Annotated in this window: 9 protein-coding genes; 2 read left to right on the top strand and 7 right to left on the bottom strand. The window is 71.7% G+C overall.

What is annotated here, in order from left to right:
• Positions 1-32 precede the first annotated feature (32 nt).
• A complete protein-coding gene (locus ACGGZK_RS04560) occupies positions 33-1,421 on the top strand; it encodes an FAD-dependent oxidoreductase (RefSeq protein WP_395245074.1) in 1,389 nt (462 codons plus the stop codon).
• A 148-nt stretch (positions 1,422-1,569) separates the two neighbouring features.
• Here ACGGZK_RS04560 and ACGGZK_RS04555 read toward each other — a convergent pair whose 3' ends face one another.
• The 7 genes from ACGGZK_RS04555 to ACGGZK_RS04525 all read right to left on the bottom strand — a co-directional run bounded on the left by ACGGZK_RS04555 (position 1,570) and on the right by ACGGZK_RS04525 (position 11,727).
• Positions 1,570-2,871 (bottom strand): glycosyltransferase, encoded by a 1,302-nt coding sequence (locus tag ACGGZK_RS04555; RefSeq protein WP_395245073.1) that lies wholly within the window; start codon positions 2,869-2,871, stop codon positions 1,570-1,572.
• A 207-nt stretch (positions 2,872-3,078) separates the two neighbouring features.
• The gene (locus ACGGZK_RS04550) at positions 3,079-4,176 is read right to left on the bottom strand and encodes an ABC transporter ATP-binding protein (RefSeq protein WP_395245072.1); all 1,098 of its coding nucleotides are present in this window, start codon (positions 4,174-4,176) and stop codon (positions 3,079-3,081) included.
• The gene (locus ACGGZK_RS04545; protein ID WP_395245071.1) at positions 4,173-5,246 is read right to left on the bottom strand and encodes an ABC transporter permease; all 1,074 of its coding nucleotides are present in this window, start codon (positions 5,244-5,246) and stop codon (positions 4,173-4,175) included. Before ACGGZK_RS04545 ends, ACGGZK_RS04550 begins: the two co-directional genes overlap by 4 nt.
• Before the next feature lie 2 nt (positions 5,247-5,248).
• Positions 5,249-6,229, bottom strand: a complete 981-nt coding sequence (locus tag ACGGZK_RS04540) for an ABC transporter permease (RefSeq protein ID WP_395245070.1) — start codon at positions 6,227-6,229, stop codon at positions 5,249-5,251.
• A complete protein-coding gene (locus ACGGZK_RS04535) occupies positions 6,226-7,299 on the bottom strand; it encodes an ABC transporter ATP-binding protein (protein WP_395245069.1) in 1,074 nt (357 codons plus the stop codon). The genes ACGGZK_RS04540 and ACGGZK_RS04535 overlap by 4 nt, the downstream gene beginning before the upstream one ends.
• A 138-nt stretch (positions 7,300-7,437) precedes the next feature.
• Positions 7,438-9,105, bottom strand: a complete 1,668-nt coding sequence (locus ACGGZK_RS04530) for an ABC transporter substrate-binding protein (protein ID WP_395245068.1) — start codon at positions 9,103-9,105, stop codon at positions 7,438-7,440.
• A gap of 45 nt (positions 9,106-9,150) precedes the next feature.
• Positions 9,151-11,727: a beta-glucosidase gene (locus ACGGZK_RS04525; protein WP_395245067.1), complete on the bottom strand. Its 2,577-nt coding sequence runs from the start codon at positions 11,725-11,727 to the stop codon at positions 9,151-9,153.
• 253 nt (positions 11,728-11,980) lie between these two features.
• On the opposite strand from ACGGZK_RS04525, the gene ACGGZK_RS04520 reads away from it, so the two are divergent.
• Entirely contained in the window at positions 11,981-12,622 is a 642-nt protein-coding gene (locus tag ACGGZK_RS04520; protein ID WP_395245066.1) for a TetR/AcrR family transcriptional regulator, read from the top strand.
• Positions 12,623-12,767 lie beyond the last annotated feature (145 nt).

Genomic DNA, 12,767 nt, shown 5'->3' with positions numbered 1-12,767 from the left:
CGAGCCCGACTCCCATCCGAAAGGCCCCGCACGTGACCCTCTCCCTCCGCGTCGCCATCGTCGGCGCCGGCCCCGCCGGCATCTACGCCGGGAACATCCTGAACAACTCGGTGCGCGCCGAGGGCGGCGAGGTCTCGATCGACCTGTTCGAGTCGCTGCCGGCGCCCTACGGCCTGATCCGGTACGGCGTCGCGCCCGACCACCCTCGCATCAAGGGCATCGTCAACTCGCTGCACGAGATGCTCGACGCGGGCACGATCCGCCTCATCGCGAACGTCGAGGTCGGCCGCGACGTCGCCGTCGAGGAGCTCCGCGAGCACTACGACGCCGTCATCTTCGCGACCGGCGCGATCCGCGACACCGCCCTCGACATCCCCGGCATCGACCTGCCCGGCTCGTACGGCGCGGCCGACTTCGTCAGCTGGTTCGACGGCCACCCGGATGTCCCGCGCACCTGGCCGCTCGAGGCCGAGTCGATCGCCGTCATCGGCAACGGCAACGTCGCGCTCGACGTCGCCCGCGTGCTCGCGAAGCACCCGGTGGACCTGCGGTCGACGGATGTCCCGGCCAACGTGCTCGCCGGCCTCGAGGCCTCGCCCGTGACCGACGTGCACGTGTTCGGCCGCCGCGGGCCCGCCGACGTGAAGTTCACCCCGATCGAGCTGCGCGAGCTCGGCGAGGTGCCGAACGTCGACGTCATCGTCCACGACGAGGACTTCACCGCGGTCGACCCGACGCAGGCGCCGAACAACCAGGTGAAGATCATGCTCCGCACGCTGGAGTCGTGGCGCACGCGCGAGTCGACCGGCGCTTCGCGCCGCCTCCACCTGCACTTCTACGCCTCCCCGATCGAGGTCGTCGGCACCGATCGCGTCGAGGCCGTGCGCTTCCGCCGCAACGAGCCGGTGCCCGGCGGCGCCTGGGGCGAGGTCCGCGCGACCGACGAGGTGCGCGAGCACGCCGTGCAGGCCGTGTACCGCGCGGTCGGCTACTTCGGCTCGCCGATCGTGGGCCTGCCGTTCGACGAGCGCCGCGGCGTGATCACGAACGTCGGCGGCCGCGTCGTCGACGCCGACGGCTCGCACGTGCCCGGCACCTACGCGACGGGCTGGATCAAGCGCGGCCCGGTCGGCCTCATCGGCCACACCAAGAGCGACGCGATGGAGACCATCGAGCACCTCGTGGCGGATGCCTCGGCCGGGTTGCTCAGTGCGCCCACGTCTGAGCGCGACGCCGTGCTGGCGCTCCTCGACGAGCGCGAGGTCGCCTACACGACCTGGGACGGCTGGCTGGCCCTCGACGCGCACGAGCGCGGCCTCGGCGAGATCGACCAGCACCCGCGCGAGCGCGTGAAGGTCGTGCCCCGCGAGGAGCAGGTCGCGATCTCGCGCGCGGGCAGCCTGGTGGCGTCGGCGGAGTAGGGGTGGGTGGTCTCGACGGGTTCGACCACCGGTGGTTGAGCCCGTCGAAACCACGACGCCGGCCCCGTCGCCGGTTCGCGGATGAGGAATCTTTCGGCGACACGCCGTGCGGGCGGGCTCGACGCGCCGGCGCCGGTCGAGTTTCTCCTCATCCGGTGAGCGGGCCACCGGAGGCAGGGCCCTCGGAGTCCCTGCCACCGGAGGCGAGGCCACCGGGAACGGCCCCGCCGGTCGCGATCGCCTCGATGCGCCGCGCCGCCGCCGCGGCTCCGTCGACGCCCACGTAGGCGCGGGCGATGCGGTCGGCGGCGGCACGGATCGCCGGGTCTCCCAGCACCCGCCGCACGGCGCCGAGGAACTCGGGCTTCCCGACCCGCTTCGGCGGCACCGCGATCGCGTTGCCCGCCTGCTGGCACATGCGCACGTGCCAGGTCTGCTCGGGCTGCAGGCCCATGCCGACGAACGGCACCCCGGTCGCACACGCCGTCTGCACCGTGCCCTGCCCGCCGTGCAGCACCGCCGCATCGACGAGCCCGCCGAGCCGGTGCGCGGGCAGCAACGGCGTCACGTGCACGTTCGACGGCACCTCGTCGCCGGGCTGCAGGTAGTGCCCGATCGGCGCGACGACGTTCGCATCGACCTCCCCGAGCGCACGAGCGGCGCCGAGCGCGAGCTTCCGGTCGGCCGACGAGCCGAGGCCGAGGTACACGAGCGGACGCGTGTCGGCGGCGAGCTCCTCGACGATCGGCGGGAGCTCGGCGTCGAGCTGCGCGAAGATCGGCCCGACGGGCACGAAGTCGTCGGGCAGGTCGAATCCCGCGAGCTCCCACGGCATCTCGGTGACGAGGTTGAGGTCGGCGGTGAGCAGCGACGACACCGTCCGCAGCGGGGGCACGCCGTTCGCCTTCGCCACCGAGGTGAACGAGCGCGGCGCCAGCGGAACCGAGTTGTAGATCCAGCGGAACCCGGCGGTCGCCACGCGGTCGGCGGCACGGGCGAGCCATCCGTCGCCCCCGACCAGGTACAGCCGCCGCGCCTGCGCGACCTGCGGTCGCGTCAGCGCGAACGGCACCGGGTAGCAGAGCGGCACGCGCTCGGCGCGGGCCGAGAGGAAGCTGGTCACGTTCGAGCCGGTGACGACGGCGGATGCCCCGAGCTCGCGGATGAGCCGCCGCTCGACGCCGACCCGCGCGGCGACGAGTTCTCGGGTGAACGGGCTGCGGAACGACCGGCCCTGGTCGAAGTCGATCGCCCGCTGCCGCTCTGCCGCCGACCACGACGGCTCGCAGGCCCGGTACTCGAAGCCCGCGGCGCGGATCAGCTCGACGTAGTCGTGCTCGTAGCCCTGGAACACGATGCGGTGCCCCGGCGAGATCGCGCGGGCGACCTGGATCATCCGCGTCGTCTCGGCGAGGTTGAACGTCACCGGGCAGAACAGGATCGCGGCCATCGGCACCCCCCTGCTGCGAGGGTAGCGGGCGGCTCACGAGGGGTCTCGATACGGCGCTGCGCGGCTACTCAACCGCCGGGGTGGCCGCCTACCCGACCACCGGGGGTGCGCGCGTACCCGACCACCGGAGCGCACGCAGGCGCGGGCGACCGGGGCCGGGGGTCGCGAGGACACGGCGCGACCCCCGACCGGTCGGAGGACCCGAGGTCAGCGGTGCGACAGCTCCAGCGGCACCGGCTTCGGCTCGAAGCCCGCGGCGGCGACGCGCTCCGGGTCGTGCCGGAGGCATGCGACCGAACGGCGCGGGTCGTCGCCTTCGACCGCCGGCGCGGTCAGCTCGGGGGTGATCGCCCCGCAGGCGTCCCAGGCGGAGGCGCAGCGATCGCGGAAGGGGCATCCGCCGCCCAGCTTGGCCAGGTCGGGCGGCGTGCCCGGGATGCCGGTGAGCTCGCGCCGCGGCCCGCGCAGCGGGGGGAACGAGTGCAGCAGGGCCGACGAGTACGGGTGCCGGGGGCGGTGGTAGACGTCGAGCGACGCGGCGTCCTCGACGATGCCGCCGGCGTACATGATCGCGATGCGGTCGGCGATCTCGATCAGCAGCGACACGTCGTGCGTGATGAAGATGACCGAGAAGCCGAGGCGCTCGCGCAGCTCGGCGATCTGCTCCACGATCTGGCGCTGCATGACGACGTCGAGCGCGGTCGTGGGCTCGTCCATGATGAGCACCTGCGGCTCGAGGGCGAGCGCCATCGCGATCATCACGCGCTGGCGCATGCCGCCCGAGAGCTGGTGCGGGAACGCGCGCAGGCGGTCGGGCGCGATGCCGACGAGCTCGAGCAGTTCGGCGGCGCGCTCCAGCGCCTCCTTCTTCGAGGTGCCCGGCCGGTGCGCGAGGATGCCGTCGGCGATCTGCGTGCCGATGCGGTGCACCGGGTTCAGGGAGTTCATCGCCCCCTGGAACACGATCGCGAGATCCTGCCAGCGCGACGCGCGCAGCTGCTGGTCGTCGAGGCGCAGCAGGTCGGTCTTCACGCCGTCGCGGCCGGTGAACAGCACCTCGCCGCCGGTGATGAGACCGGGCGGGGGCAGCAGGCGCGTCGCCGCGTACGCGAGCGTCGACTTGCCGCAGCCCGACTCCCCGGCGAGGCCGAGCACCTCGCCGCGGCCGAGGGTCAGCGACACGTCGCGCAGCACGTGCACCGCGTCATCCTCGTAGCCGTAGTCGACCGACAGGTTGCGGATCTCGAGCACCGGGTCGGTGACGGATGCCCCGGCCCGGGCCGTGGCGGAGTCCAGGAGCGTCATGCGCGCTCTCCCTTCGTGGTGCGTCCCGCCCCGGACCCGACCGGTGCGGCGACCGGTGCGGCGACCGGCGTGAAGCCGATGCGCGGGCGGATGCCCCGCTTGCGCAGCTTGCGGGCGTTCATGCCCGTCGAGCGCAGGCGCGGGTTGACGAACTCGTCGATGCCGAAGTTGATGAGGGTGAGGCCCATGCCGAGCAGGGCGATGCAGAGGCCCGCGGGGATGAACCACCACCACGCGCCGCGCTGCAGTGCGAGCTGCGACTGCGCCCAGAACAGGATGGTGCCCCAGTTCCAGTCGCCGCCCGACCCGATGCCGATGAACGCGAGGGTGATGAGCGAGAGCACCGCGAAGGTGACCGTGCCGACGAAGCCCGACGCGATGATCGCCGTCAGGTTCGGCATGATCTCGGCCGTGATGATGCGCCAGCTCCGCTCGCCCGACGCGCGGGCCGCCTCGACGAAGTCGCGACGACGGAGCGAGAGCGTCTGGGCGCGGAGCACCCGGGCGCCCCATGCCCAGCCGGTGACGGCGATGACGACCGCGACCGTCAGGCCGCCGACGCTCGGCAGCTGTCCGGCGATGATGATGATCAGCGGCAGCTGCGGGATGACGAGGAAGACGTTCGACAGGGCCGAGAGCGACTCGTCGCCCATGCCGCCCACGTAGCCGGCGGTGACGCCGACGATCACGCCGATCGCGGTCGCGAGGATGCCGGCGACGAAGCCGACGACCATCACGCCGCGGGTGCCGATGATGAGCTGGGAGAAGATGTCCTGGCCGAGGTGGGTGGTGCCCATCCAGTGCTCCCACGACGGCGGCTGGAGCAGGTCGTCGCTCTGCGCGCTCGGGTCGTACGGGGCGATCCACGGGCCGATGATCGCGATCAGGGTGAAGAACCCGATGATCACGAGGCCGGTGATGGCCTTCGAGTTCCGGAGGAACAGGAGCTTCCGGCCCGGCCGCTGCTGCTTCCGCTTCTGCGACGCGGCCGCGAAGGCCGCGGTGTCGGGGGCCTCGGTGGGCCGGCTGACGTCGTCGAGTTCCTCGACGATGCTGCTGTCGATCGTCATGGTCAGCCCTCCTGCCGGGTGCGCGGGTCGAGGATCGCGTAGATGAAGTCGGCCATGATGTTCGCCGCCAGCACCGCGATCGTGATCACGAGGAAGCAGCCCTGCATCAGCGGGTAGTCCTTGCCGTTCACGGCGTTGAAGAGCAGGAAGCCGATGCCCTGGTAGCTGAAGACCATCTCCATGATCAGCGTGCCGCCGACGATGAACCCGAGCGAGAGCGCGAAGCTCGACACCTGCGGGAGCACCGCGTTGCGTGCGGCGTAGTTGAACATGACCCGGCGCTCGGAGAGGCCCTTCGCCTGCGCGACGGTCACGTAGTCCTCGGACGACACGGTGACGAGCATGTTGCGCATGCCGAGGATCCAGCCGGCGATCGAGGAGATCACGATCGTCAGGGCCGGCAGCGTGCCGTAGTAGATCACCGAGGAGATGAACTCCCAGCTGAACTCCGGCACCAGCGACCGGTCGTAGCTGCCCGACGCGGGGAACCAGCCGAGCGTCACCGAGAAGACGAAGATCGCGATCAGGCCGAGCCAGAAGTACGGCACCGCCGAGAAGAACGTCGAGATCGGCAGCAGCGAGTCGGCCCACGTGCCGCGGCGCCAGCCGATGCCCGTCCCGATCAGGGTGCCGATCGCGAAGCTGATGATCGTCGCGATGCCGACGAGGCCGACCGTCCACGGGAGGGCGGCGGCGATGACGTCGCTCACCGGCATCGGGAAGAGCGTGAACGAGATGCCGAGCTCGCCCCGCATGAGGGTGCCCCAGTAGTCGACGTACTGGTCCCAGAGCGACTTCGAGTCGTCGAGGCCGAACATCGCGTACAGGGCGGGGATCGCGTCGGTCGGGATCTTGCCCTGGTTCTTCGCGACGAGGGCCTTCACCGGGTCGCCCGGCATGAGGCGGGGGATGAAGAAGTTGATGGTGACCGCCGCCCACGCGGTGATCACGTAGAAGATGAGGCGGCGTGCGACGAACTTCATGCGGAGGCCTCCTCGGAAGCGGAGACGGCGACGGCCGGGCGGTCGCCGTAGGCGTCGAGCACCGAGCCGAGCACGGGGCGGTCATCACGGTCGGAGTACCCCCAGCACGCGGCCTGGCGGCCCTCGCCGACCTCGAACAGCGGCGGCACGACCGTGCGGCACAGCTCGGTGGCGAACGGGCAGCGCGGGTTGAAGCGGCATCCGGTCGGCGGCTTCACCAGGCTGGGAGCCTCGCCGCGGGCGCCGTGGGCGCGCGCCTCGAGGTCGTCGGGGTCGGGCGCGGAGCGCACGAGGAGCTGGGTGTACGGATGCTTCGGATCCTGCGTGACCGACTCGCTGTCGCCGCTCTCGACGACCCGGCCGGCGTACATCACCAGGGTGCGGTCGGCGAAGTAGCGCGCCGACGCGATGTCGTGCGTGATGTAGAGGATCGCGATGCGGAGGCGGTCGCGGAGGTCCTTCAGCAGGTTCAGGATGCCGAGGCGGATCGAGACGTCGAGCATCGAGATCGGCTCGTCGGCGAGGAGCACCTCGGGGTCCGCGGCGAGTGCGCGGGCGATGGAGACGCGCTGGCGCTGACCGCCCGACAGCTCGTGCGGGAACTTGTCGATGTAGCGGGCCGGCGGCGTGAGCTGCACGCGCTCCAGCAGCTCCTCGAGCGCGACCTCCAGGTCGGCGCCGCGGAGGCGGCCGCGGTGGATCCGCAGCGCCCGGGTGAGCGTGTAGCGGATCGGGTGGATCGGGTTCAGCGACCCGAACGGGTCTTGGAAGATCATCTGCACGCGACCCACGTACCGGCGGAACTGGCGCCGGTTGCGGACGGTCGCGTCCTGGCCGTCGAGGACGATGCGGCCGGAGGTGAGGGGCATGAGCTGGGCGAGGAGCCGGGCGATGGTCGACTTGCCGGAACCGGATTCGCCGACCAGGGCGACGACGCGGCCGCGGTGGAGCTCGAGGTCGACGTCGTCGACGGCGTGGACGACCCCTCGGTTGCCGAGGCCGCGCACGGGGAAGTGCTTGCGGATGGCCTCGGCGCGGAGCACCGGGGGTTCGGGAGATGTGTTGCTCATGGGTTCACCTTTGAAACTGCCTCGGAACAGGGTAGGCGGCTTCCCGCCGAAGGCGGAATCCGGGTGGTCGGGAGGGTGGGGAGGGGGTGCCGGGGAGGCGACGGCCGGAACCGTCCGCCGCCTCCCCGGCCGAGGGGGTTACTCCTCGCTGGGGACGAGCTTCGAGAGGATGAGCGCCGCCTGCGGGCCCGTGGGCTGCGGGTTCGCGTACGGGTCCTCATCGGTCGGGAACCCGGTGTAGTTCACGGTCGAGTACTGCGCGACCGCCGGACGCTGCCAGATGACGAGGCCGGGGACCTCGGAGACGTAGGCCTCCTGGATCGTCTGCATCGCCGCGGCGCGGGCCTCGTCGTCGGACGCGCCCTTGAAGTCGGCGAGCGCCTGGGTGACGGCGTCGTTGTTGTACCGGCCGAAGTTCCAGTTCGCGGTCTCGCCGAGCGGCACGTACGAGGCGCCGTCCATGATGTTCGAGTACAGGTTCCACGGGGTGGAGCCGTTGTCGACCCAGTGCAGCGTGGCCTGGAAGTTGCCGAACGGGATGATGTCGTTGAACCAGGTGTCCTGCACCGCGGCCTCGACGGTCGCCGTGGCGCCGAGCTCCTCGGCACCCGCCTTGATGATGTCGAGCGCGCTGAGGTAGTCGCTCCAGCCGGCCGGGTTGGTCAGCGTGAACGAGACCGCTTGGCCGTCCTGGTCGAGCAGGGCGCCCGAGGCGTCCCACGTGTAGCCGGCGTCGGTGAGGATCTGCTTCGCGGCGTCGACGTCGACCGCGAGCTCCTCGCCCTGGAACTCGTCGGCGATGAACGCGTCACCGGTCGGGGTGGGCAGGCCGGTCACCGAGGTGATCGTCGGCCAGACGCCGTAGCCGGCCTTGGTCGAGATCTCCTCGCGGTCCATGACCAGGTTCAGGGCCTGGCGGAACGCGACGTCGTTGAACGGCTTGGTCTCGTTGTTGAGGAACAGCACGTCGACGCCGAAGCCGCCGCCGGCGACCTGGTGGTAGTGCTCCGGGTCCTTCGCGATGAAGGTCGACTCGTAGTCGGGGATGAACGTCCAGCCCCACTGCGCCTCGCCGGTGGTGAGGGCGGTGGTCAGGCCGTTGTTGTCGTTGAAGGTGTCGTAGCGGAGCGCGCCGACCTTCGGGGCGCCGCCCCAGTAGTCCGCGTTCGGCTTCAGCGACACCGACTGCGAGGTGAACTTGTCGAGCAGGAACGGGCCGGTGCCGATCATCTCGTCGTCGGTGAACTCGACGGGGTTGTCGACTTCGCCCCAGATGTGCTCGGGCACGATGAGGAGCTTGTAGAGCTTGTCGCGGTTGACGTACTGCGAGGTCGTGAAGTTCACGACGACCTTGCCGTCCTCCACGGCGATGTCGCCGTACTGGTCGGGGAAGTCGATGTTCAGCTCGGGGTTGTCCTTGCGGAGCTGGATCGAGAACGCGATGTCGTCGGCGGTGAAGTCCTCGCCGTCCGACCACTTCACGCCCTCGCGGGGCGTGATCGTCGCCTGGGTCGAGTCCTCGTTCCACTCGACCGAGTCGGCGAGCCACGGGGTGGGGTCGTCGGTCGGGTGCAGCTCGTTGATCTGCATGAGCGACTCGTAGACGACGAACGCGTAGCCGAGCGACAGCGACGCCGACCCGGTCGCGAGCGGGTTCTGGTTCGGTGCCTGCGGACCGTTCGGCATGCCGACGACCAGGACCTTCCCGCTCGACCCTTCGGTCGAGCTGCCGCCGGCGCTGCAGCCGGTCAGCGCCAGGCTCGCCGCGACCAGTACGGCCCCGGCGGCGAGGATGCGCTTGCGCATGTGAATGCCTCCTTGCATTTCCTTGGTGTGGAGCTGGGTGTGGAACTACTCGTCCTCGACCGCGACGGACGTCGCGAGCCGGAGGTCTCTGGAGGACCGACCGACGCGGAGCGTATACGTTCCGCGCGGCAGGACCCAATCGGAGCGGTCGACGTCCCACACCTCGAACGCCCGACGGGCGACGTGGAGCGTGACGGTCGCCTCGCCGCCTGCGGCGACGTCGACCAGGGCGAAGCCCGCGAGCCAGCGCACGGGCCGGTCGGCCCAGGCGTCGTCCTCGGACAGGTAGGCCTGCACGACCTCGCGGCCGGGCCGGCTCCCGACGTTCGCGACCGCGACCTGCACGGTGACGAAGGCGTCGGACGTCTCGGGGGCGTCGGATGCCCCGGCGCCGCGTTCGACCGCGAGGCCGCGGTACTCCCACTCGGCGTAGCCGAGGCCGTACCCGAACTCGCGGGCCGGGGTGCGGTCGAGGCGGTCCCAGCCGCGGTGGCCGACGTGCACGCCCTCGGCGTAGTCGATCACGCCGTCGACGGGGAGGCCGTTCGGCACCGGGACATCCGCCTCGCTCGCCGGCAGCGTCCACGGCAGGCGGCCGCTCGGCTCGATCTCGCCGGTGAGCACGGCGGCGAGCGATGCGCCGGCCTCCTGGCCGGGCAGCCACCACCAGAGCACGGCGGGCACCTCGTCGAGCCACGGGAGGATGACGGGGGCGCCGGCGTTGACCACGACGACGGTGCGCGGGTTCGCGGCGGCGACGCGGCGGACGAGCTCGTCCTGGCGGCCGGGAAGGGCGAGGGTCGGGCGGTCCCAGCCCTCGGACTCGGTCTCGGGGTTCGTGCCGATCACGACGACGGCGAGGTCGGCGTCGGCCGCGGCGGCGACGGCGAGGCCGATCTCCTCGTCGAGGGTGGGGCCGGGCACCCGGTGGCGGAAGTGGGCCCGCACGAACCGGCCGTACGACTCGCCGTCGATGACCTGCAGGTCGGCCTCGAGGCGCACGCTGCGGGGCTCGTCGACCTCGACGTCGCTGACGAGCATCTCGGGGCTCGCGTAGCTGGAGTTCAGGATCACCTCGGGGCCGACGTGGTGGTCGGAGGTGCCGAGGACCACGCCGTCGACGACGACGCGGTGGGCGCCGACGGGGCCGAATTCGAGCACGTGGGTGCCCGCCTCGCGCAGGTCGACGTCGACGGCGATGCGCACGGATGCCACGCGCGGGTCCTCGACGGGGAACCAGAGGGCCTCGGCGTCGGCCAGCAGCGACGACTCGACGATCTCGCCGGCCTCGTCGAGCCCGTCGACGCGGATGCCGCGGTCGCCCTCGGGGGCGGAGAGGCGGTCGGATGCCACGAGCGGGGCCTTCACCGTCGCGGCTCCGCCGCGGTGGCGGGTGACCTCGGCGCCCGGGTACGCCGCGCGGAGCGCGTCGAGCGGGTCGGACACGTGCGGCGTGGTGACGAACGCGCTGCCGCCGCCCTGCGTGAACGGCTCGACGGCGTTGTGGCCGATGAGCGCGATGCGGGTGGGGGCGGCTGCTCCGGTCGGCTCGACGGGGAGGAGCCCGCCGTCGTTGCGGAGCACGACCGTGCCTCGGGCGGCGGTCTCGGTGAGGAGGGCGACGACCTCGGCCGAGGCGGGGTCGTCGTTGGCGCCGGTGGAGTCGTACGGGAGCACCTCGCCGGCGAGGCCGCTGAGGGCGCCGACGCGCTCGGCGAGCCGCACGATGCGGGCGACCTTGTCGTCGATGACCGACTCGGCGACATCGCCGGCCTCGACGGCGGCGACGAGGGCGTCGCCCCAGGGGCCGAGCGGGCCGGGCATCACGAGGTCGAGGCCGGCGTTGGCCGACTCGGCGGTGTGCTTGGTCGCGAGCCAGTCGCTGATGACGACGCCGTCGAAGCCGAGCTCGCCCTTGAGCAGCCCGGTGAGGAGCGGCTCGTGCGCGGTCGCGGTCTCGGCGACGCCGTCTCGGATGAGGCCGTTGTAGGCGGCCATGATGGTCCAGACGCCGGCGTCGATGACCGCCTCGAACGGGGCGAGGTAGACCTCGCGCAGCGTGCGCTCGTCGATGCGGGAGAGGTACTCGGTACGGTCGGTCTCGGTCTCGTTGCCGATGAAGTGCTTCACGCAGCCGGCGACGCCCTGCTCCTGGAGCGCGTCGATGAAGGCGACGGCGAGGCGGCCGGTGAGCAGCGGGTCCTCCGAGAGGCACTCGAAGTGGCGGCCGCCGACGGGGCTGCGCTGCAGGTTGACGACGGGTGCGAGCACGACGTCGACGCCCTTGCGGCGCGCCTCGGCGGCCATGAGGCGGCCGAGGCGGGCCTGCACGTCGGCGTCCCAGGTGGCGGCGGCGGCGCTCGGGGCGGGCATCTGCGCGGAGGGCAGCCCGTCCTCGCCGGTGCCGCGGACGCCGATCGGGCCGTCGGAGACGGTCATGGTGCGCAGGCCCAGCTGCGGCAGGGCCGTGAGGGTCCAGGTGCCGGCTCCGGTGAGGAGGGCGACCTTGTCGCGCAGCGGGAGTCCGGCGGCGATCGCGACGGCGTCCTCGAATCCGATGGACGTCGGGTCGGCGGCCGGCCGGGTGGTCCGGTCGTCGGTGGCGGTCGGGGTCGTGGTCACGCCGCGCACTCCTCTCGGTGGGGCTCGTCATTGAGCTCGGGGGTGAGCTCGTCATCGAGTGACGGGCATCATCCTCACACACTTACTGACCTGTAAGTAAGTTGAGGTGGTAACGTTTGGATAACGCAGTCGTGCGAACACGGCGCGCCGACATGCAATGCTGAAGATGAGAGCGCGATCCCTGCGCTCGACGGCTCATGATGGAGCCACGGGGCTGCCGCGAGGCGAGGCATCCGGGAAGGAAACGACGAGGTTGGCAACAGGGGACACCCGGAGCAAGCCGGCCGCCGAGCGCGTGCAGCGGCCGCAGGCCCGCACGCTCGAGCGGCGGGAGACCGTGCTCAAGGCGGCGATGAAGGTCTTCGGCGCGCGCGGCTACAACAAGGGCGCGCTCGTCGAGGTCGCCGAGGAGGCGGGGATGACCCACGCCGGCGTGCTGCACCACTTCGGGAGCAAGGAGGGCCTGCTCGTCGCGATGCTGAAGTACCGCGACGGCGAGGAGGTCAACGGCGTGCCCGCCCGCGCGCAGACCGAGGGCCCCGCGTTCCTCCAGCACCTGGTCGACACCGTCGAGGAGAACACGCACCGCCGCGGCGTCGTGCAGGCCTACTCGGTGCTGTCGGGCGAGTCCGTCACCGACGGGCACCCGGCGCACGACTACTTCCACGAGCGCCTGCACATCCTGCGCGAGAAGATCGCGGGCGTGTTCGGCGAGGTCACCGGCAACACCGACCGCGGTGCGCTGCTCGACGCCGCGTCGACGCTGATCGCCGTCATGGACGGCCTGCAGGTGCAGTGGCTCCTCGAGCCCGAGGCGGTCGAGATGCCCCGCATCGTCGGTGCCGTCATCGACGAGCTCATCGCGCGGCTCGAGGCATCCGCCCCGGCCGACTGACCCGGCCGCGCCCGGTCCGGTGGTCGAGTAGCGCCGGCGCGAAGCGACGACGCGTATCCGGTGGTCGAGTAGCGCCGACGCGAAGCGACGACGCGTATCGAGACCCGCCGCACCCGCCTCGCCGCTCGCCGATGAGGAGAAACGC

Origin of the sequence: Agromyces sp. MMS24-K17 (assembly GCF_043950245.1) — a bacterium.
In the GTDB taxonomy this organism is placed as follows: Bacteria; Actinomycetota; Actinomycetes; order Actinomycetales; family Microbacteriaceae; genus Agromyces.
Note: the sequence above shows the minus strand (reverse complement) of the source record. Positions and strands in the feature narration are given on the sequence as shown.

Coding starts and splice junctions, on each gene's coding strand:
- ACGGZK_RS04555 (WP_395245073.1), bottom strand. CDS start 2,871: ATGGCCGCGATCCTGTTCTGCCCGGTGACGTTCAACCTCGCCGAGACG.
- ACGGZK_RS04550 (WP_395245072.1), bottom strand. CDS start 4,176: ATGACGCTCCTGGACTCCGCCACGGCCCGGGCCGGGGCATCCGTCACC.
- ACGGZK_RS04545 (WP_395245071.1), bottom strand. CDS start 5,246: ATGACGATCGACAGCAGCATCGTCGAGGAACTCGACGACGTCAGCCGG.
- ACGGZK_RS04540 (WP_395245070.1), bottom strand. CDS start 6,229: ATGAAGTTCGTCGCACGCCGCCTCATCTTCTACGTGATCACCGCGTGG.
- ACGGZK_RS04535 (WP_395245069.1), bottom strand. CDS start 7,299: ATGAGCAACACATCTCCCGAACCCCCGGTGCTCCGCGCCGAGGCCATC.
- ACGGZK_RS04530 (WP_395245068.1), bottom strand. CDS start 9,105: ATGCGCAAGCGCATCCTCGCCGCCGGGGCCGTACTGGTCGCGGCGAGC.